This window comes from Sutcliffiella horikoshii (genome assembly GCF_019931755.1).
Lineage (GTDB): Bacteria > Bacillota > Bacilli > Bacillales > Bacillaceae_I > Sutcliffiella_A > Sutcliffiella_A horikoshii_E.
In genome coordinates this window covers 2039219-2060366 of record NZ_CP082918.1, presented here as the reverse complement: position 1 = coordinate 2060366, position 21148 = coordinate 2039219, and the positions used below count along the sequence as shown (strand labels likewise).

The 21148-nt window shown below is 38.0% G+C and carries 21 protein-coding genes; 4 read left to right on the top strand and 17 right to left on the bottom strand.

Features of this window, described 5'->3' with window-relative positions; genetic code table 11:
- The first annotated feature begins 92 nt into the window (after window positions 1-92).
- Both K7887_RS10500 and K7887_RS10495 read left to right on the top strand, forming a co-directional pair.
- Window positions 93-1043, top strand: a complete 951-nt coding sequence (locus tag K7887_RS10500; protein WP_223493462.1) for a helix-turn-helix domain-containing protein — start codon at window positions 93-95, stop codon at window positions 1041-1043.
- 460 nt (window positions 1044-1503) lie between these two features.
- Window positions 1504-2013, top strand: a complete 510-nt coding sequence (locus K7887_RS10495; RefSeq protein WP_223493461.1) for a nucleoside deaminase — start codon at window positions 1504-1506, stop codon at window positions 2011-2013.
- A gap of 35 nt (window positions 2014-2048) precedes the next feature.
- Here K7887_RS10495 and K7887_RS10490 read toward each other — a convergent pair whose 3' ends face one another.
- From K7887_RS10490 to K7887_RS10475, 4 genes are all read right to left on the bottom strand, one after another.
- Complete coding sequence (locus tag K7887_RS10490; RefSeq protein WP_223493460.1) at window positions 2049-2615, bottom strand: cysteine hydrolase family protein; 567 nt, start codon at window positions 2613-2615, stop codon at window positions 2049-2051.
- A 444-nt stretch (window positions 2616-3059) separates the two neighbouring features.
- On the bottom strand, window positions 3060-5504 hold the full coding sequence (parC, locus tag K7887_RS10485; protein WP_223493459.1) for a DNA topoisomerase IV subunit A: 2445 nt from the start codon (window positions 5502-5504) through the stop codon (window positions 3060-3062).
- Between the two features lie 3 nt (window positions 5505-5507).
- Window positions 5508-7484: a DNA topoisomerase IV subunit B gene (gene parE, locus K7887_RS10480; RefSeq protein WP_223493458.1), complete on the bottom strand. Its 1977-nt coding sequence runs from the start codon at window positions 7482-7484 to the stop codon at window positions 5508-5510.
- A 234-nt stretch (window positions 7485-7718) separates the two neighbouring features.
- Window positions 7719-8132 carry a CoA-binding protein gene (locus tag K7887_RS10475; RefSeq protein ID WP_223493457.1) on the bottom strand — a complete coding sequence of 138 codons (414 nt, stop codon included), beginning with the start codon at window positions 8130-8132 and terminating at the stop codon, window positions 7719-7721.
- Window positions 8133-8330: 198 nt separating this feature from the next.
- Here K7887_RS10475 and plsY point away from each other — a divergent pair, with 198 nt between their 5' ends.
- The gene (gene plsY, locus K7887_RS10470; protein ID WP_223493456.1) at window positions 8331-8936 is read left to right on the top strand and encodes a glycerol-3-phosphate 1-O-acyltransferase PlsY; all 606 of its coding nucleotides are present in this window, start codon (window positions 8331-8333) and stop codon (window positions 8934-8936) included.
- A 37-nt stretch (window positions 8937-8973) separates the two neighbouring features.
- Here plsY and K7887_RS10465 read toward each other — a convergent pair whose 3' ends face one another.
- The 7 genes from K7887_RS10465 to K7887_RS10440 form a co-directional block, all read right to left on the bottom strand.
- Window positions 8974-9441 carry an NUDIX domain-containing protein gene (locus K7887_RS10465; RefSeq protein ID WP_223493455.1) on the bottom strand — a complete coding sequence of 156 codons (468 nt, stop codon included), beginning with the start codon at window positions 9439-9441 and terminating at the stop codon, window positions 8974-8976.
- A gap of 1 nt (window position 9442) precedes the next feature.
- The gene (locus K7887_RS22960; RefSeq protein WP_263290346.1) at window positions 9443-9574 is read right to left on the bottom strand and encodes a hypothetical protein; all 132 of its coding nucleotides are present in this window, start codon (window positions 9572-9574) and stop codon (window positions 9443-9445) included.
- A gap of 28 nt (window positions 9575-9602) precedes the next feature.
- A complete protein-coding gene (locus K7887_RS10460; protein ID WP_223493632.1) occupies window positions 9603-9998 on the bottom strand; it encodes a VOC family protein in 396 nt (131 codons plus the stop codon).
- Window positions 9992-10522, bottom strand: coding sequence for a nucleotidyltransferase family protein (locus K7887_RS10455; protein ID WP_223493631.1), 531 nt, complete (start codon window positions 10520-10522; stop codon window positions 9992-9994). Before K7887_RS10455 ends, K7887_RS10460 begins: the two co-directional genes overlap by 7 nt.
- Window positions 10523-10653: 131 nt before the next feature.
- Window positions 10654-11253, bottom strand: coding sequence for a zinc dependent phospholipase C family protein (locus K7887_RS10450; RefSeq protein ID WP_223493454.1), 600 nt, complete (start codon window positions 11251-11253; stop codon window positions 10654-10656).
- Between the two features lie 3 nt (window positions 11254-11256).
- The gene (locus tag K7887_RS10445) at window positions 11257-11838 is read right to left on the bottom strand and encodes a histidine phosphatase family protein (protein WP_223493453.1); all 582 of its coding nucleotides are present in this window, start codon (window positions 11836-11838) and stop codon (window positions 11257-11259) included.
- 125 nt (window positions 11839-11963) lie between these two features.
- Window positions 11964-12734, bottom strand: a complete 771-nt coding sequence (locus K7887_RS10440) for a sporulation protein (RefSeq protein WP_223493452.1) — start codon at window positions 12732-12734, stop codon at window positions 11964-11966.
- Window positions 12735-12902: 168 nt separating this feature from the next.
- On the opposite strand from K7887_RS10440, the gene K7887_RS10435 reads away from it, so the two are divergent.
- Window positions 12903-13160 (top strand): hypothetical protein, encoded by a 258-nt coding sequence (locus tag K7887_RS10435; RefSeq protein WP_223493451.1) that lies wholly within the window; start codon window positions 12903-12905, stop codon window positions 13158-13160.
- A 50-nt stretch (window positions 13161-13210) separates the two neighbouring features.
- Here the strand turns inward: K7887_RS10435 and K7887_RS10430 are convergent, their stop codons facing one another.
- The 6 genes from K7887_RS10430 to K7887_RS10405 form a co-directional block, all read right to left on the bottom strand.
- A complete protein-coding gene (locus K7887_RS10430; RefSeq protein WP_223493450.1) occupies window positions 13211-13747 on the bottom strand; it encodes a GNAT family N-acetyltransferase in 537 nt (178 codons plus the stop codon).
- An 11-nt stretch (window positions 13748-13758) separates the two neighbouring features.
- Window positions 13759-14610, bottom strand: coding sequence for a DUF2785 domain-containing protein (locus K7887_RS10425; protein ID WP_223493449.1), 852 nt, complete (start codon window positions 14608-14610; stop codon window positions 13759-13761).
- Window position 14611: 1 nt separating this feature from the next.
- A complete protein-coding gene (locus tag K7887_RS10420) occupies window positions 14612-15289 on the bottom strand; it encodes an HAD family hydrolase (protein ID WP_223493630.1) in 678 nt (225 codons plus the stop codon).
- Window positions 15282-15869, bottom strand: coding sequence for a GDSL-type esterase/lipase family protein (locus K7887_RS10415; RefSeq protein WP_223493448.1), 588 nt, complete (start codon window positions 15867-15869; stop codon window positions 15282-15284). The genes K7887_RS10420 and K7887_RS10415 overlap by 8 nt, the downstream gene beginning before the upstream one ends.
- Before the next feature lie 101 nt (window positions 15870-15970).
- Window positions 15971-19024 (bottom strand): efflux RND transporter permease subunit, encoded by a 3054-nt coding sequence (locus K7887_RS10410; protein ID WP_223493447.1) that lies wholly within the window; start codon window positions 19022-19024, stop codon window positions 15971-15973.
- Between the two features lie 209 nt (window positions 19025-19233).
- Window positions 19234-21012, bottom strand: a complete 1779-nt coding sequence (locus tag K7887_RS10405; RefSeq protein WP_223493446.1) for a S9 family peptidase — start codon at window positions 21010-21012, stop codon at window positions 19234-19236.
- Window positions 21013-21148 lie beyond the last annotated feature (136 nt).

The window sequence follows — 21148 nt, the reverse complement described above, 5'->3', positions numbered from 1 at the left end:
ATAGGGGAAAGTGCTATTATTTGCACTTAGGAACAAATGTTCGTATAATAATATTATAAGTAATTAGACCTACAGGAGAGGAAGGGGAACATATGAAGCAGATGCGAAATAGAAAAATCACCTTAGACCTCCTAGAAATTATTAAAATGTATGAAGATGGCATGAGTACCACTGAGATCGCAATTGCAGGGAATGTATCTAGCCGAAGAATTACACAAATTCTTAAGAAGAATAATGTAGAGTTGCGGCCAAGGGGACATTGGAAAAGGAAGTATCATATAAATGAGGATTATTTTAAGCACTGGTCACCGAACATGGCATATATATTAGGGTTTTTCTTGGCGGATGGAGTAGTTAGTGGAGAAGGACAAACAGTAAGTTTTGCTCAAAAGGAAATTGAGATTCTTGATCAAATACGGCATGAAATGGAATCTAATCATCCCATTGGGGAATATAATAATGGTGTACACTTTCTTAATATAAACAGCAAAATCATTAAAGATGACTTGATGAATATTCACGGCCTAACACCAAACAAGTCTAAAACTGTTGAATTTCCTCATGTACCAGAAGAATATATGCATCATTTTGTAAGAGGTTATTTTGATGGGGATGGAAGTATATACAAAAAAGTTAATATGATAAATTTTGTTGGAGGTTCATATTCCTTTATTTTAGATTTAAGAGATATACTTGACGACAAAGAGTTCGACCCAATAATTACAAGTAAAGATAATCACTTCAGGATTTACATAAGCGGCAAAAAGACCATAAAACAATTTGGCGACTGGAAATACAATGATAAAGGATTATATCTGAAAAGAAAATTTGATATTTACAATAAAGAAGAATTATTAGCTGAACAGTTAATAAACAAAGCAGCAAAAAAACCAACTAAGCAAAGAGTATTCCTTAAAGAGTTAGAGTTTCACAACTCCATAGAAAAAGCACGTTTACATGCAAATATTTCTGTTGAGCAGTTAGAGAATTGGGTAAAAACTGATGATCGATTTGCAAGTATTGAAATCACAACAAAAATATAAATATTTGAAAGCAGAGGAGTAACCTAATACTCCTCTAATCTTTTATTTTCTCGGCGGTCGACATAACACTTATTATAGGAAGTCATATAAATTTAGCTGTTTTGTATCAAAAACAAAGTAAACTTATGATAGTGAGACGAAATTAGTAAAAATGATTAAATTCAGCAGTTTAACTATTTGTTAATCTAAAATGTATTTTTCTACAAACTATTAATCATTTATATCAAATCTAGAACCTTAATCCAAACCAAGTGTTTCTGGCTTGAAAAATTAGATTTCTTTATTCTTAATTTATTGGATCTATTATTCATTAATCTTAAACTTCTGGTATCTCTTTATATTATAAGTTTACATAACATTATTACCGCATCCTTTTATTGGCTTTGTCCATTAATCCTGTCCTTTTATATTTATAAGTATTTATTCCTTTTGCGTATTAACTCTAAAATAACGCAATAAGATGTTAGAAATCCCTTTCTGTGGAGGTGTTTCTTTGGAAAAGCACTTGCATGAATTCTTCCTTCACCGTGCCATTGACTTGGCTGTACAAAATGTTAAAGAAAATGGCGGTCCCTTTGGCGCAGTTATTACAAGGAACAATCAGATTATTGCCGAAGGTGTCAACAGAGTGACAAGTAATCTCGATCCAACTGCACATGCTGAAGTTATGGCTATACGGAAGGCTTGTCAAAGTTTACAAACCTTTGAGCTTACAGATTGTATACTTTATAGCAGCTGTGAACCTTGCCCGATGTGTCTTGGTGCTATTTATTGGTCCAGGATTCCAACCGTATATTTTGCTGCAGATCGAAAAGACGCAGCCTCCATTCATTTTGATGATGAATTTATCTACCGTGAAGTGCAACTTGATCCTGCAAATCGAACGCTCCCCTTTATCCATTTACCACTAGTAAACTCCTTGCAACCTTTTATGAATTGGCGTAAAAAAGTTGATCGGACTCATTATTGAAAAAACAACGCCACTTTGCTTTGGCGTTGTTTTTATTAATTCATTATTGTTTGCTGTTGAATCAATTTCACCACTTCTCTAGTTGTAGTAACCTCTGCAAATTCTTGGTGTAATGAGGATAAGGCGTGGCGATGTACGTCTTCAGCTGATAACTTCAAACCGTCATAAGAAACAGCCTCATATGCTGCAGTTGCATCACTACAAACATACGTTCTATACCCGAGATTTCCAGCCATTCTTACTGTAGTCGATATGCAATGATTGGAGGTCAAACCAATGACAATCAGTGTTTGATAGCCATTTTTCTTTAGATAGCTGTCCAATTGTGTTCCGATAAAACAACTGTTCACATTTTTACGGATAAAATATTCGTCTTCCATCGGCTCAAATCCCGGTTTTAAAGCAAATCCAGGGTTGCTGGGATGCAGTTTAGAATTTGGGTCTTGAGATACGTGTTGAACGTGAATAATAGGAAACTCTCTTTGTCTCCACGCTTTCATAAGTTCTAGCATTCTATCTTCAGCATCTAAATTATTGCGTTGACCCCATGCTGGATCGTCAAACCCTTTTTGAACATCTACAACTAGTAATACTGGCTTCATAATCCATCCCCTCTCTTTTCTTCACTATATTATTAGACCTTTACGATAGATATGCTTGTATAAAGACTTGGATTAATGTTTCTTGGAGCATTATTACTCCACATTATATCAGGTATTCCATCCTCTTCTGTTACAGAAACAATTTTTTAACTGGAGAGTCTGGTCATTTTTGAACTGTTCTACCCTTTTATTCTGACCTTCTACCTTAAAACTCCAACCTTCTACATTTCCCGAATCTACTTATACATTTCCCAAGCTTACTTCTACCTCTTAGTTTTAAGGTTCTACAGTTTTCATAGTTAATCACTTAATTAGTTTACATAATATTAATCCAGTAAACCCTAATTCCCTTTTTCATGTACACTCTTACCCAAAACCACACAAAAAAACCGCCCCTCTACGCAAAATCCAACGCAGAAAAGCGGTCAATAAACTAACTTTATATTATTTTTCCTTACCTAGAACTTCCTCTTCCGTCTCAACCCACATTTCTACTACATCTCCTGCTTCCTGTTGATCTAGGACGAAGGATCCGTTTGAATAGCGGTCATTGTTACGGTAAGATGCGGCTGCTAACTTCTCCACCGTACCTTTTTCAGTTTGAACATAAATGAAACTTGAAGGCTCCACAAGATCGACTGCTGCTATCTGATGCGGATTATTTTTTACTTCACGCAGCATGACAAGCCCGCGTTTAGCTCGTGTGGCTTTATCAAACTCAGTAATTTTCAATTTCTTCACGGCACCGCGATGGGTGGCGATAAACAACATGGCCTTTGATTCTTTCTCAAATACTAAGCCGCTCACAACAAAATCACTATCTTTCAAATTAATGCCCTTCACCCCTGCTGCACGGGCGCCTACGACATTAATTTCCTCTTCGGTAAACCAAAGTCCATATCCGCTTCTCGTTGCCAAGAAGATATCCTGAGCGCCGTCTGTTAGATGTACATCGACTACCTGGTCATCGCCTTTAAGGTTTACTGCCATTAATGGCTTAGAGTAGCGTTGTGCTTTGTAGGCACTCAGCTCCGTTTTCTTGACCATCCCATTACGTGTGACGAACAACAAGAATTTAGGGTCCTCGAAATTGCTCACAGGTATTGCTTTTATAATCGACTCATCTCGGTCAATTGGAACTATGTTTGCCACGTGTTGTCCCATGTCTTTCCAACGGATATCAGGAAGTTCATGGACTGGAAGATACAGATAATTTCCCTTATTTGTGAACAATAGCAACGTTTGTGTTGTATTGATATCCAACTTAGAGATGATCCGGTCGGTTTCTTTCATACCGAAATCCTGCCCGTTGGATGCTGAGTAAGAACGTAAGCTTGTACGTTTTACGTATCCATCTTTCGTTACCGTCACAATGACATCTTCTGATGGTATCATCACTTCCAGATTGATTTTGAGTTCTTCAATCTGGTCCTGGATTTTAGAGCGACGATCATTAGTATAAAGCTTTTTCACACGCTTAAGATCAGATTTTATAACTGAAAACAACTTTTTCTCGCTTCCTAAAATTGCTTCTAATTCAGCAACCTTCTTAGCAAGCTCATCCGCTTCGGCCTGCAATGCTGTAATATCAGTGTTTGTCAAACGGTATAACTGCAAGGAAACGATGGCTTCCGCTTGCGGTTCTGTAAAAGTGAACTTGGCAATCAAGTTATCTTTAGCGTCGCGTTTGTCTTTGGAAGCACGGATTGTTGCAATTACTTCGTCTAGAATAGAGAGTGCTTTCATTAGGCCTTCTACAACATGCTGGCGTTCTTTTGCTCTGTTCAACTCAAAACGTGAACGATTCGTAATTACTTCTTTCTGGTGATCTATGTACGCATCTAAAAAGTGAGGTAATCCCATTAATGTCGGGCGCTTTTTATAGATTGCAACCATGTTGAAGTTGAAAGTGATTTGCAGGTCGGTATTTTTATAAAGGTAATTTAAAATGCCGTTCGCATCTGCTTCTTTTTTCAGCTCAATTACAACACGTAAGCCTGTACGGTCGGTTTCGTCACGTACCTCTGAGATACCGTCTACTTTTTTGTCATAGCGCAGTTCATCTATTTTTTTTACTAGATTTGCTTTGTTCACTTCATATGGAACCTCTGAGATAACAATCTGCTGCTTGCCACCACGAATATCTTCCACTTCTGCTAATCCGCGAACGATGATCTTGCCTTTTCCAGTTTCGTAGGCTTTCTTGATGCCTTCTACTCCTTGAATGATACCTCCAGTTGGGAAGTCGGGTCCTTTGACCACTGTCATTAGCTCATCTACAGTAACAGAAGGGTTATCGATGCGCATGATGGTTGCATCAATGACTTCTCCAAGGTGATGTGGTGGAATGTCCGTTGCATATCCTGCAGAAATTCCTGTAGAGCCATTCACTAAAAGATTTGGATACATGGCAGGAAGCACAACCGGTTCCTGAGATGTATCATCAAAGTTTGGAATAAATTCTACGGTTTTTTTATCAAGATCACGTAAAAGTTCGGAAGCGATTGGTGATAATCTTGCTTCCGTGTAACGCATTGCTGCTGGTGGATCGCCATCAATGCTACCGTTGTTACCGTGCATCTCGATAAGCATATTACGTACTTTCCAGTCCTGACTCATCCGGACCATTGCATCATACACAGAGGAATCTCCGTGTGGATGATAGTTACCGATTACGTTACCAACTGTTTTAGCAGATTTACGGAATGGTTTATCATTTACGTTTCCCTCTGCGTACATGGCATATAAAATTCGTCGTTGAACAGGTTTAAGTCCATCACGTGCATCTGGTAATGCACGCTCCTGGATAATGTATTTACTATAACGTCCAAATCGGTCGCCTAAAACTTCCTCTAGGGGTAGGTCGTGAAATTTCTCTGTCTGTGTCATCTGTTATACCTCCTCAGTTGCGACCAACAAGTTATCATTTTCTAAAATATTTGGATCTTCTTCCAATCCAAAGGCAACATGGCTTTCAATCCATTTACGTCTTGGTTCCACTTTGTCACCCATAAGTGTGGTCACACGGCGTTCTGCACGGGCTGCATCGTCGATTCTAACGCGAATGAGGGTACGAGTATCCGGATTCATCGTTGTCTCCCACAATTGATCTGCGTTCATTTCGCCAAGACCTTTATAACGTTGAATAATGTATCCACGGCCAATCTTTTGGATAGCACCCTTCAGTTCCTCATCAGACCATGCGTATTCCAATACTTCTTTTTTTCCGGTCCCTTTGCTTACTTTGTAAAGTGGTGGAAGTGCGATAAACACTTTTCCAGCTTCAATAAGCGGCTTCATATAGCGATAAAAGAACGTCAGAAGAAGCACCTGAATGTGTGCACCGTCTGTATCGGCATCGGTCATGATAACCACTTTATCGTAGTTGATGTCTTCCACTGAAAAGTCCGGTCCGACTCCACCGCCTATTGCATGGATGATCGTATTAATCTCTTCATTTTTGAAGATATCAGCAAGTTTAGCTTTTTCCGTGTTAATGACTTTCCCTCGAAGTGGTAAGACTGCTTGAAAGCGGCGATCACGACCCTGTTTAGCAGAACCGCCTGCAGAGTCACCCTCCACCAGGTAAATTTCATTTTTCTGAGGGTTACGTGATTGTGCCGGAGTTAATTTTCCACTAAGCATCGCATCAGAACGTTTTCTCTTTTTCCCGCTCCTAGCGTCTTCTCTTGCTTTTCGAGCTGCTTCTCTGGCTTGGAAAGCCTTGATGGATTTTTTAACAAGCATCGAACTGGTTTCAGGATTTTCTTCTAAAAAGTAAGCAAGATGTTCTGAAACCACACTATCTACCGCAGAGCGCGCCTCACTGGTCCCAAGCTTCCCTTTTGTTTGTCCTTCAAACTGTAAGAGTTCCTCTGGTATACGAACGGAAATAATGGCAGATAATCCTTCTCTTATATCAGAACCGTCTAAATTCTTGTCTTTTTCCTTTAGTAGATTCACTTTTCTGGCGTATTCGTTAAAAATACGGGTCATTGCTGTTTTTGCACCAGCTTCATGTGTACCGCCATCTTTCGTTCTAACATTATTAACAAAAGATAAGATGGTTTCGGAATATCCGTCATTAAATTGAAAAGCAAAATCTATTTCAATTCCGTTTTGGGCACCTTCAAAGGAAACAACATTGTGAAGCGAATCCTTCTCCTCATTGAGGTAAGTGACGAATGCTTCAATGCCGCTTTCATAATGAAACACCTCTTTAACAGAATTTCTTTCATCATTCAGCTCTATTTTTAAACCTTTTAATAAAAAGGCAGATTCACGTAGACGTTCGCATAGTGTCTCAAAATTATAAGTTGTGGTGCTAAAGATTGTTGTATCCGGTTTGAAATGAATCGTCGTACCTGTTTGGTTAGTCGTACCAATCTTTTCAAGCGTTGTTACTGGCTTGCCACCATTCTCGAAACGCTGCTCGTACACAATACCGTCGCGCTTGATCGTTACCGTCAACCATTCAGATAAAGCATTTACGACGGAAGCACCTACACCATGTAGTCCACCACTCGTTTTGTAGCCGCCTTGACCAAATTTTCCACCTGCATGTAATACCGTTAAAATTACTTCGGGGGTAGGTTTTCCCATTTTATGCATTCCGGTAGGCATACCTCGGCCTTTATCCTTCACGCTTATGCTGTTATCTTTGTGTATCGTCACAATGATATGATCCCCATATCCGCCTAAGGCTTCATCGACGGAATTATCAAGGATTTCGTATACAAGGTGATGAAGACCTCTGCTGTCCGTACTTCCAATATACATACCCGGACGCTTACGTACAGCTTCGAGACCTTCTAATACCTGTATCGCATCATCGTTATATTCAAACGTATTTTTTGCCACCAAAAACATACCCCTTTCACTACTACTACCAGTAAATCACATTATGTATGAATTTCCTTTTATCTACACGGATTTGTTGTTTGTTCACAACAAATATTCGTTTATATATTATCATACATTTGAAACTTGTCTATGTTCTATTGTATAGGGTTCTTACACTTTAGCCAATATAATCTGGCGTAAATTGTCATAAAATGAATAAAAATCCTTGTTTTCTTTTATAAAAACAAGGACGAGTCTGAACTATTTTGTTAAAGCGTGTTCCACTTTAATGCAACGATCCATAATGACAGTATAGCCCTTTTCTCTCAACAGTTCATAGGTTTTTTCATCAGCAAGTCCGAGTTGTGCCCAATAAACGTCTGCATCTACTTGTAAAAACTCCTCTGCTACTCCATATAAATGCTCTGAACGACGGAAGACATTAACGATATCAATATGTCCTTCCACTTCTTTTAAGGTTGGAACAGCCTTCACGCCAAGAACTTCGTCTACAGTAGGATTCACAGGAATAATCTCGTATCCTGCATCTTGCATCGCTTTTGAAACCATATAGGAGGTACGCGCAGGATTATCGGACAATCCGACTACAGCAATCCGCTTGCTCTTTTTCAATATCTTTCCGATCTCTTCTCTGCTAGGTATTTCAATATTCATATTATTTTTGTCCCCTTCCTTTTTTTAAAAGTTAATTCTTACTGTTATACCCGTTTAGTTTAGTTTTAACAACTTCTAACAACCTGATATTAGTACTTACTCATAAAAAATTCGTGATAACTTGCAATAAACCCTTTGCTTCTTGTTAAATTTAACATATATTAAAGATAGGGATTATTACATAAAGGGGTTTAATGAATGACTGAACTACTAATTATTATACTTGCATACCTCATCGGTTCCATTCCTTTCGCACTAGTAGTGGGAAAAGTAGGCTATGGAATCGACATCCGGGAACACGGAAGCGGGAACTTAGGCGGTACAAACACGTTCCGAACATTGGGTGTTAAGGCCGGAATGATTGTAACTATTTGCGATATCTTGAAAGGGACACTTGCCGCCTCCCTGCCATTCTTACTTGGTGCTGATATTCATCCGCTTCTTGCTGGTGCCTGTGCCGTTGTCGGACATGTTTATCCGATATTTGCAAAATTCCGTGGCGGAAAAGCAGTAGCAACCTCAGGCGGAGTTCTATTGTTCGCCAGTCCGCTTCTGTTCGGCTTAATGCTATTCTGCTTTTTTCTTTTCTTGTTTTTGACGAAGTATGTATCTCTATCTTCTATGCTGACAGGAGTGGTAACCACCATTTATAGCATTGCTTTTGGAGATCTTCCGCTTATTATTGCTGTATCTTTGTTAACAGTATTTGTCATTTTTAAACATCGGGCAAATATCGGTAGAATTATCAAGAGAACAGAGCCAAAGATTACATGGTTAAATTTAAAAAAGAAGAAGGTATCCTAAAGCATTCGAGTATTTCTCGGATGCTTTTTTATTACTATCAATGCTTTGTTACCACTTCTTTCACAGCCTTTTTAACTTTTTCATCCCATACTACATGTTTCTCAAAAGTCCCCTCTTCAAAGAAAAGCGGGAATCTTTCTTTGAACCAATCCTGCATGGGGAGCTCTAGTGCCTCCGATATTGCTACCCATTTTAACTTTCCTTCTGGGGGAGATGGTAAAAGCTGTCCGCTAAAGGTATATGTTAGATAGTTAAACACCATATATCTTTCATCTTCCAACTCATTTACATATTCATCTAGACCCTTATAGATTAAGTTACTTACTTGCAAGCCAGTTTCTTCACGGACTTCTCGAATAGCGCCTTCTGTTAAACTTTCAGGAAAATCCACTTTCCCGCCTGGGCCTATGAATCCCGGAAATCCTTTATCTGCAGGCCTATCAATTAAGAGAACTTTATCTCCGTCCACTACAAGACACATCGTATACATACTGATCTTAGTCATTTCATTTCTCTCCGTTATTTCTAGTTTCCAACAATTCTATGATTCTTTTATTTTGCTTAACCAACTGTCCTAGATAGGAAATGATGGTTCCTACCCCAATAGCAATACCTATAAGTAATACTGTATTGATCATTTGTTTTCCTCCTTTGAAATCATTATTCTCAAGGAGCCACAAGTTCTACTTTAATCCGGTCAGGATCTTCAAAAAATGCCGCATAGTAGTTTTCCCCGCCAGCATATGGATGTCTATCGGTATATAGCATATTTACTCCCCGAGCCTTCAGTTTTTCTGTTAATTCGTCAACCTGATCACGTGATGCTGCATGAAAAGCAAGATGATTTAGGCCTACTCTGCATCGATGATAAGGAATATCGAGAAATTTTTCTTCCGTTTGTACAAAAACTATATATGTATTTTCTATTTTCCAACTCTGTCCTCTTTCCCATTCTTGATAGCGCTCATATCCCAGTTCTTCGAGCAACCACCCCCAGAATTCTTTCGTTTTCTTCAAGTCCGACACATACAATTCTATATGATGAAGAAGTCCTGTCATGATTTTACACCTTCCACATGTGAAATTGTGATAATCGGCCATAATGCTTGCCAATTTTTCTGTTTCAAGCGAGTTTCATAAATCCTGGCATGTTCTGTTGTTTTGTTATAGACAGGAGTGGGCTTCACCTTTAAATTTATCAGATCTTGAACCCCGCAAGGAGCGGCTAATTGTAATTGATTGTCTTGATCTAATTTTACTCCTAATGCCGTAGCTGTTTCTGGAAATTTAGACATTGCTTCCGTGGAATTAGTATATGGAGGTAAATTATTAATGACATGCATCCTTGCCTGGTTTTTAACGGACCATGGTTCAACTGGGCGTAGTTCTAGCAGTCTTTTTTCATGATGTTTTTCCTTTTCCTCACATACATCATTTTTATCAAAATAAATAACATCGATATCAGGCAATGCAGTTCTACAGTCATACCCGTGTAATGTATCCCAGACTTTTGTTCTGACAAATCCAGCACATACCCACCAATCTGGGAGATTAAGAGATTTTGCCACTCTCAAAATATCCATCATCCATTCATCTGATTCAATGAGATTCAGTACATATTTTTCAGTTTGTAACAAGAAAAATGCCTCCTTTTACGGTACACGAACATATATTCTCATTATACAAAAGAAAGCACTATTTTAGCAAGACTTTCCAATCAGATGTTTGTTTTTATCGACTGCACCCCCATGTCAATGGAAGTCTCGATATAGCCAATGATCATTTCCATCGTAAAAACTTGTAAAGGCTTGTCCGTTTGTAAAAGCTTCATATCTTGTTCGACGTAAGGGATAAAAGATGAAAGCTGAGTAATGGACACTTCCTCTATCTCCATGGGGTGTGCTGCTCCTAAAATTCCCTTTAATAAATCACGGTTCGTCTTATAATGACTCATCAATTTAGAATTTAAGAGTTTAAAGTCATTATGATATCTTTCTAATAAAGAAGTATCATTTTCCAACCTGTTTTTTAACCATGGTAAAAAGAAGCCATTAAGCCAGATATCATCTGCTATCAGGTGAGTATAATATCCAAGAATATAGGGGTTGTTTTTGTACTTATTGTATTTATGTAAAAAAGCTTGATAATCAATAGACCGAGTGTAATCGTTTGAATCCCCTATATAAAAATGAGAAAAATCTTTAGGAGCGACAGCATCCGGTGCAATGGCTCCTAAAATGAATGAAGAAGTATCCGCTACACCTATACGTGAAGCAATTTCATGTGCAATAATGGTGTGCATTAATCGAGAACCCATTTCCTACTTGCCTCCAAGATGCTTCGTGCAATTATAAAGTTCACATTCCCACAGTCCTTCACGAACTTTGACAGTGGAAACAGAGGTATTCTCAAGATGATCTTCCATTTTAAGGTCTTTCACCAATTCTCTTAATACATGTCTAATATAGGACCCGTGACTTACAACTAGTACATTCTGATCTTTATGTTTTTCTGTTACTTCTTCAATGAACGAGAGGGCACGTTTTATTACCATTTCCCTTGATTCTATCCCCAAGTCCAGATCCCGCCAATTTTCTCCCCATTTTTCTATTCTTTCGGGTTCTGTCGTACCTTCAATTTGACCACCGTTCACTTCTTGGAGTCTGGAGTCTAAGAACACCTCGTCAACTTGCAGGTTCCTTGCTACAATTTCAGCGGTTTGCATGGCTCTTAATAGATCACTAGAGTAGATAACATCCCATTCTTCATCTTTTATTCTGTCTGCCAAACTTTCTGCATCCCTAATCCCATCTTGATCAAGTGGAATATTAGAACTGCCTTGTGCTCTTCGTTCCTTATTCCAGGCAGTACTTCCGTGTCGGATAAGTCCTAATTTTGTCATTACAACACGCTCCTTTAAAATAAATTGAATGAATTTTTAGTTTAATTTATATTTTTTGAAATAACAACTCTTTTCACACAAGAAAGAACACCCCAGAAAAGGGTGTCCTCCTTAAAAACTTATTCTTAGCAATATCGGCGAATGGTACTTTCTAGTTGTTGCTTAAAGCCAGGAAGATCCTGATTCGTAACACGCATTTTGATAAACGTTTCATCCATTTCCAGTGCTTCTGATAGAAAACTACCAAGTCCTCTAACCTTACGATCTACTTGCAGAATCAATTCTACTGAACTTCCATTATTGTTGGAAAAGATCATTTCAATTTCATCCAGTTTCCCTCTGAATGGACCGGACGTTGGAACAAATTCGAACTCCTGAATGAACGGAAAATGATTTTTCCATCTATATGGCGCAGCTTCACACTCCACTTTTCTTAAGCGAAAACCTAATTGCTCCGCAGCACTTAAAATGGTTGAAATAAGTGGAGATGGTTTCACTTGTACAACATCTTTATCAGAAGGATCTACTGCATTTTTTATGTCCAATCCAGTTTGTAACCACACTTTTGTGCTGCCCATACTTACAGGTGTATCATGTGGCAGTGTTAATGTAAAAGGGATTTCCTTCTTTTCATTTATACCAATCACAAACGGATCCACGATTTTCTTTTTTTCTAGCACTGCTTGTTTATGGACCTTTGTATCATTAGATTCTTTAATATAATTTGTTAATAAAGTTAAGTAAATTTCATCAATTTGCTGTTCGACAGAACCACCGGTGATTTCTACAATACCTCGTATTTCCTCACCAGCTATGAAGCTTGATTCAGCCAATTTAGTATCTACCTTTGCAGCTCCAATACCTACACTAGCCAATGCCTTGTTAAAAAAAGACATCCATACTCCCCCATTCAACATGAAAAATTATTAAGACATAAATATTACGATTCAAATAAGAATAAGGTTTCAAAAAGCGAAATTATTTAATTTTCAGAATTAAAGATGTACATCTACTACTTTTATCGTGTAAAATTACACTAACCTATATAAAAGGAGGCCACTAATTTGAAACGATTTATGCTAGTAGCTTGGAATGTAGTGACTGGTTTATTTGTTTTATTACTGACCCTATGGTTGGCAGGTCCAGGTATATCAGAAACAGAAACTTCACAATACAACCTCTGGTATTTACTTATACTTGGCATTTGGCTTATCGGATTAAGCTTACAGTTTAAAAATAAGTTTAAGACAATGGGGGTAATCATAACTTTATTCCCCTTTATGTTTTATCTTGCAATTACCTTTAGGGCTTTAGCAATTTAGGTTTTAGTATTAATTAACCCTTTACCCTATAGAGATTGTTAATTATGTATTTAACTTGTAAGTTCCATCAACCAACAATCTCTATATTGTCCTTCATGTAAAATATGTTCATGTAATACTCGTACCTTATTAAAACCACATTTTTCATAACATTTTATCGCTCTTCCATTGGATGTCATTGGATCCATCACTAGCCGGTTGATCCCTTTTTGAGTTATTAGGTAATTAACCAAGGAAGAAATGATCAGGGTTCCTATCCCATTGTTCCAATAGTCGGAATCCCCTATAAACTGATCTAGGCCATAAACCCCCTCCATCTCAAAGTATTCTGCTAGTGTGCTAGTAGAATTATTAATTGGGTAAAATTGAATATATCCTATGTTTTTTCCTTGATAGACGCCCAAACACCTAGACACTTCATCGTCTCTATTAAAGAATTTCCTAATGATATCTTCCTTGGTAAATGATATGTCTCGTCCCTCATAGAACTCCAACACTTTTTGATCGGACAACCATTTTAATAAATATTTTTCATCCTTGCCTTGTTGAAGTTCTCTTATAATTAATTCTTCTTTTTGATGAATCAAAATTACAACACCTACCCTCGCCCATAAGTTTTTCTGAACCAGTAATGAATTTCATGTTCTAAGCATTCTAACAGTTCCTTATCAGGATTCATAAGCTTCAATCTAAAATAAAGGGACTTCATGAAATTGGTCATGTTAATCTTACTTCGATAAAAGGGCAATGTTTGTCCACTTTTTACATGTTCCTTGTTCAAAGTAGACGAGAGGGCTTTTATCCAATTCATAAGCATCTGTTTCTCCATCCCTTTTTCTAACAGGACTTCTACAGCAAAAATAAGCCGCTCTTCTTCCTCATCTTGGTACACTACATCCTTTAGAAGGGAAGTTTCTATTGCTTTAAGCACATCAGACAGTAGATTCATATTAAAATGTGCGTGACTTATTAGAGCAGTCAGCATATCTGCTCCATGTGCGATACTGTGTGCCCAACCCTTATTTTCTACAAATCCGCGAATATCCCTTTCTTTATCTAAATACTTAAAGATTGCTGTCTGTATTTCTAGAAATTTCTTAGCATCAAGAAGTGTCCCATCCTCTTTCGTTAAAATTAGAGCAACAACCAAAGAAGAGAAGGATCGTGTAAAAACAGAGTCTGTCTTTTCTTCCCCAATTTTATAAAACAGGTGCTCCTCATCCAAACATATTTCTAACATATTAAGAATCTTACTCTGTGGGATGATCCCACCATTAATAAATTTAGAAAGGTTGGTGTAAATTAATTCATCACGAAGAACGGGGTCTGTTGAGCCGATGTGCTTCATCATAGAATCTATCAATTTGTCACAATATATTTCATCTCTTAATATCTTTTTTTCATCGATTGTTAAAAGCTCATGCTTTAAAGTAAGTTCTTCAAAAACCATGTTATCTGCCTTCCTTCTCATTTATGGATTTGACAATAGCAGGCAAACAACCGAGATTTTCTATAATAAAGTCTGCATCGGCTTCATCCCAATAAGAATCTCTTTTCCAAACTGTTGTCATGCCAACAGCTTTAGCAGCAGTCACATCCTTCTCGGGATGATCCCCAACAAAAAGGCATTCCTTCATTGACACTTGAAGAAACTCTGCGGACCTGCGGAAAATTTCAGGATTAGGTTTCTTTATTTCTTCCCGCTCCGAAACAAGAATAGATTGAAAAAAGGGTTCGATACCAAGTGCTTTTAAATTGTTCATTTGGAAAACCTCAAAACCGTTCGTTATCATTCCTAATGAAAGGTTTTCTTTAGAAAGTCGCTGGAGTGTGTTTTCTGCATTATCAAAAGGGGTACAGTGGAATTGAAAGTTAGAGCTATAATCATCCAAAAGTTCTTCCCAAGTAAGAGCATTTATTAGAAATTCATCTACAAGCTGCTGATAGACTTTATCCTTCCACACATATCCGCGTGCATCCAATTCGATAAATCTATCAATATAGGTATTCTTGTGTATGTGTGCGAAAGCTTGCTTGTACCTTTCATATTGGTCTTCAATGAACTTCTTTAATGAAGCATCCCTATCCAAAAGTGTGCCATCAAGATCAAATATTACCGCTCTAATCAAACTTCCGTTCTCCGTTTGATTCAATCTCATGTATCTTTTCCGTGATTAGATTTGCCAAAATATCATAGCCTGCATCACCAAAATGCAACCCATCATTTAATATGCCAACCAAGAGCTCTTTATAATTCGGTCTAGAGTGTAATTCTGTGAAAAAGTCAATCATATAACAACCTGTTTCCTCTGACACCCGTTTAACTGCATCTGCATATTTAGCCAGTTCGCTGTTTTCCCTGTTTGGTTGTAACTTTTCATCTACTGGAGGTGGTGTGATGAGTATCGTTTTATCCGGTCCAATTAGTTCGGTAATTTTGAAAATGTTCTCTACGTAAGTCTTAAGTGCAACTTTTTTATGTGCTGCAGCATCATTTGAACCGAATAATACAGTTACTAAATCGGGTCTATGAATTAATACATTCTCTTCGATTCTTCTTAATGCGTCCTTCGTGGTATTTGCAGATACCCCTGCGTTGACAACTCTGAACTTAGGGAGTTGAATTGAAAGTTTTTCAGTTAGTCGAGGGTTGTCCTTTCCTTCATGCCTTGCTGTCAAACTATCACCGAAACAGACGAGTGTTTTCATATGTATGTATACCACCTTTAAAAAAATTTATTAGTTAATATGTTACCATATAATAGAAACAAGCATCCATTATCTCTATGACAATGGATGCTTGCTTCCCGTTATCCTGCTTTTTTAGCTGTAGAAATGTCAGTTTCATCTCTTCTTTTTCGTTTGAACACTTTACGAATACCATCTCCAAGATCATGGAAAAGCATATAAACAGAAGGAATCAGTACCAATGTTATTAAAGTTGAGAACAATAGTCCTGCAATCACAACAGTGGCTAAAGGTGCCTGGTAGTTGCTTGCAGCTCCTGTAGAAATGGCAAGCGGCAACATTCCACCAACTGTTGTCAACGTAGTCATGAAGATCGGACGTATCCGGTTCATACCTGCTTCTACCATCGCTTCCCCTGCACCATAATTATCTGCTCTCAGTTGTTTAGCTCGGTCAATCAATAGGATAGCATTATTTAATACAATCCCGATTAACATTATGACACCCATCCCTGACATAATACTCAATTCACGCTGTGTTAGCAGTAATCCTAAAATAACACCGGTAAAAGTCATTGGGATAATTGTCATCACAATGATCGGGTGGAGTAAGTGGTTGAATTGAACGGCCATCACAACATATACCAAGAATATGGCTATGGCTAAGATAACTAACATATCCTGTATTGCTTCTTGTTGCTGCTCAAGACTTCCTCCAACCGAGATACTATAGCCATCTGGTGTATCAAAATTCTCCACTATTTCTTGCACATCTCTGTTAACAGAACCTAAATCGCGATCCTCGATATTCGCAAGAACTTTGACAACCCGTTCCCCGTCTTTATGATCAATTTGGCCGGGTGCTTTTACTTGTTCAAACGACACATAATTAGAAAGTCTCTTTGGTCCGTCTTGTGTTGTCACCTCAAGATCTAATAACTCATTTTTGTTTGTAATTACTTCATTTGGGGCAACTAAGATAGGTGTTGCGCCTTCATCTTGCAATGCACCAATTGGAACAGATGAAGTAAAATTATTTAATTGACCAAAAATTTGTAGCGGAGTAATTCCGTCCTTTGTCATGGCTGCTTCATTAAGCACAATTAGTTCCTCATCCATCAATGTTCCAAGTGAAGTTGTGGTGCCCATGATCCCATCTATATCGTTCAGTTCTTTTACCAAATCAGAGGATAACGAAGTCAACCCATCAAGATCTTCTCCACTTAACTCAATTTGAACCGGATAACTGGCTCCAGCGCTCATTACGGAGGTAACATCCATGACAGGATAATCTTCTTTTAGTTCAAGCAATCCCTTGAGAATCTGTTCGTTTACCTCTTTTTGCTCTAAGGTAGCTTCTTCTTCTGGAGTCATATTGATCAGCACAAACATGAATTCAATTTGATCCAGTACAAAACCTTCCTTAACATCTGGAATATCAACGAGCTTGGAATGTATTGCTTCTGCAATTTCATTTTTCTGATCTGGTGTAACACCTTTATCTAATGAAACCATAATTTCCGAATAGCGATTATACATGTCAGGCATGATGGTCATCGGAACTTTTGTAACTAAAGCCAAAGACCCAATAAACATTAGGCAAAACAGGAAGATAACACCGTAGCGTCTACGTTTTTTACCAGTCAGCCATTTAATGAACCTACCATAGGACAGGATAATTTTACTTTCTTTTTTATTCTGTTGCCTTTTCGTCAATTTCAAGAAATTTTCAGAAAGGGATGGTATTAGTGTAAAAGAAACTACAACTGAACTTACGAGTGTCACAATCACCACAACAGATAATATAATCATGAACTTGCCTGCTTCTCCACCTAACAAACCGATAGGTAAAAACACAACGATGGTAGTCAGCATGGAAGCAAATACCGCAGATGCAACTTCCTTTACTCCAACTATTACAGCTTCCCGATTCTTTAAACCTTGTTCTTTTTTTCGATAAATGGACTCTAAAATAACGATGGAAGCATCCACCATCATTCCAATTCCTAACCCAAGCGCTATTAAACTCAGCATATTAAGGCTGTATCCCAATAACCACATGCTCGCAAAGGTGAGTAGAATGGATAAGGGGATGGAAATTCCAATGATCATGGTTGCTCTGACATTTCGGAGGAACAGGAATAACACCACGATGGCAAGTATTCCCCCAATTAGAATGTTGCTTGAAACACCATCCACCGCTTCGCTGACATAATCGGCCTGAGCTACTATTTCTTCAAACTCAAATCCGGAAACAAGCCCTTCTTCTCTTATTTTCTCGACTTCAGCACGGACCGCTTCTGCCATTTCAATTTGCGTAACCTCAGAAACACGCCCAATTTGAACCATTACTACATCCTGGCTTCCGTCCTTCCATACGCCAGATGTAGTCTCTCGAACCTGCAGTTCAATATCAGCTAGTTGGCTAAGTTCTTTCACCCCAGACATGGTGGGTATTAAAATCCCTTTAATATCCTCGACATTTGTTAAGGAGGTGTTCCATCTTAATGTCGGCTCGTTTACTTCCTCCGATAGTTCCCCAAATGAAGTGATTAGATTAGACTGTTGAATGGTTTGAATGATTTGCTGGGAGTCCACACCAGCGTCCGATAGTTCATCACCCTTGAATGTAATGACCACTTCGTTCTCTTCTAATCCATCAAACTTCACATCTCTTACTTCTGGCAATGCTTCTAGTCTAGGTTCTACCACATTTCTAGCAAAGGCTGAAATGTCCTCCATATTACCATTAAAAATATCCATATAAAATTCATATTCCTGGCTTGTAGTCATTTGAAAGCTATTAATATACTGAACTCCGGGGATTTGAGTGGATAAAGGGGCTACTGCAGCCTCAATATTCTTATGTACTTCATCCCCTCTTCCCTCTTCTATCATGACAGTAATAGAAGACTTTCCAACATAGGTTGCGGAAGTATGGGAATCCACACCATCCATTCCACTTAAAATCTGTTCAATCGGTTTTGTCACTTTATCTTCTACATCCAGTACCGGCATTTGTCCGGCATCTACCTGTACAATGGTCATATCAAAAGAAATCGGTGGCATTAATTCTTGATCTAGTTTGTTCAGTGAGTAAAAGCCGATCATAAATACAAACACAACTAATAGCCCAACAGCAATTTTCCTTTTTAAAATAAATTCCATCATCGACATCCCAAAATTCTCCCCTCAATTAAGAAAAATAAGAATAATTTTCCAACTCCCAAAATTGATTATATGCGCTAATTAATCAAATAAAAAGCCTTTTTTGGAAAATACTTCTTGAGGCGTAGAAGAGGCTACGACTAGAGCGCCATAACATGTTAAGCAAAAAAAATAGGACTCTGAGTATAAACCCGAGTCCTAAACAAATGTCAAAAAAATTAAAGGTGTTTTTCTAAAAAATTCAAGATTGACCTGAATACTTTTATTTCATTTTCCTTCTTAGAGAAGCCATGCCCTTCATCATCAAGAACAAGATATTCCACTTCTCTGCCTTTTTCTTTTAAAGCATCCACAATCTGATCGGATTCTTTCTTGACCACTCGCGGATCGTTCGCACCTTGGATAATTAACATTGGTTTTGTCATTGTATCAAGGTAAGTGATTGGAGAATCGATTGTCAGTCGTTCTTTATCCTCTACCGGATCTCCAACCCATTGTTTCATGATCGGTTTCCAATGTTCTGGCACAGAATCAATGAAGGAAAACAAGTTACTGACACCAAATATATCAATGACTGCTTTGAAATATTCAGGATGACGCCCATGGAGAAGTAACGCCATGTAACCACCATAGCTGCCGCCCATAAGGAATATTTTTTCTCTTTCTGCATATCCTTTTTCGATTATCCATTCTAAACCATGGATGTTATCTAGCCGAGGTCCATGACCCCAGTCTCCCTCTACCATTTTCATATAAGTTAGTCCATAATTGGATGATCCTCGGAAATTCGGTGCAAAAATACTAAATCCGCGATTAACAAGGAATTGGAAATAGGAGCGGAAGAATTTTCGTTCAGATGCCTGGGGACCACCATGCGGCCATAAGATTACATGTCCATTTGAAACCTCTTCTTTTGCCTTAAAGAATAAAGCTTCAATCTCTAATCCATCAAAGGATGGATAAGAAAGTATTTCAGGTTCACAAAGATCTTCATCCGCAACTGCCGGCACACGATTATTTGTTAAAGGAATCCAACCTTCAGTTTCCTTTTTAAATATGTTTGCTGGCTTTGAAGCAGTTTTTCCTAGTAAATAGACCGATCCACTTTTACTAATTACCACTTTTTCGATAATGGAAACTGGTATATCTACTTCATTCCAAACTTTTTTCTCCAAACAATAGGTAAAGAGTTTATCCTCCACCCCTTTGGCTGATACGAGGTATAACTTGTTTCCTGTCTTGTCTAAATACATGTTATTAAAATGCATCTCACTATCTGATACTTTTGTAAACTTCTTGGTTTCAAGATCAAAATGCGCGAGGTATCCGTTATCATCCTCATAATCAGTAACAAGATAAATGGAGTTGGATTCCGTAAATATTGCGCTGTCAACTGTATGCTGACTGTCTGTTTCCGGAGTTAATTTAGTTGTTGTTCCTCCTTGATGTAAAAATGCCTGTGTATGAGTGTTGGCATAATGTCTTAAAGTAATGAAACTTTCTTCATCTTCTGAGACAGCTATTAAGTATGTTGACGCATCTGTCCCATCCACCAATAACTTTTCCTCTTTTGTCTCCAAGTCGTAACAATAACAATTTAAATAGGTTTGGTTACCTTTTGTGCTCGTATAGTATATACGTTGTCCGTCCTTGGAGAAACTCGGGTTCATATGACGGTGATCGTTATCCACTCTCACATCCTGCAATTCCCCGCCTCGACTTGGCAGTGCATAAAGTTGCGCCAGCTCATTTCCATCCTGATCAAAGCTTGCTAATATGTATTTTCCATTTGGTTCGTACTTTAACCCATGACAACTTTGGTCATTGAATGTAAGTGGGTATGGGTACTGATTCGGCAGATCCATTGCCCATACATTATAATGACCCGTTAGATTCGTACTGTACACTAACTGTTTTTCATCAGGACTCAATGTAAAATCTTCAATATTAAAAACTTTAAAGAATTGTTCTACTTCAGGTTTTTTGAACGTAAGCAAATTGATTTCCCCCTTTTTACATGTATCCTTTTACTATTTCGAGATACAAAACAAAAACCCTTTAATTTTTTGAACATTCGACATATTACGATGAATTTTGCAAAAACTATGTTATATGGTGGAGGAAGAAAAAGAT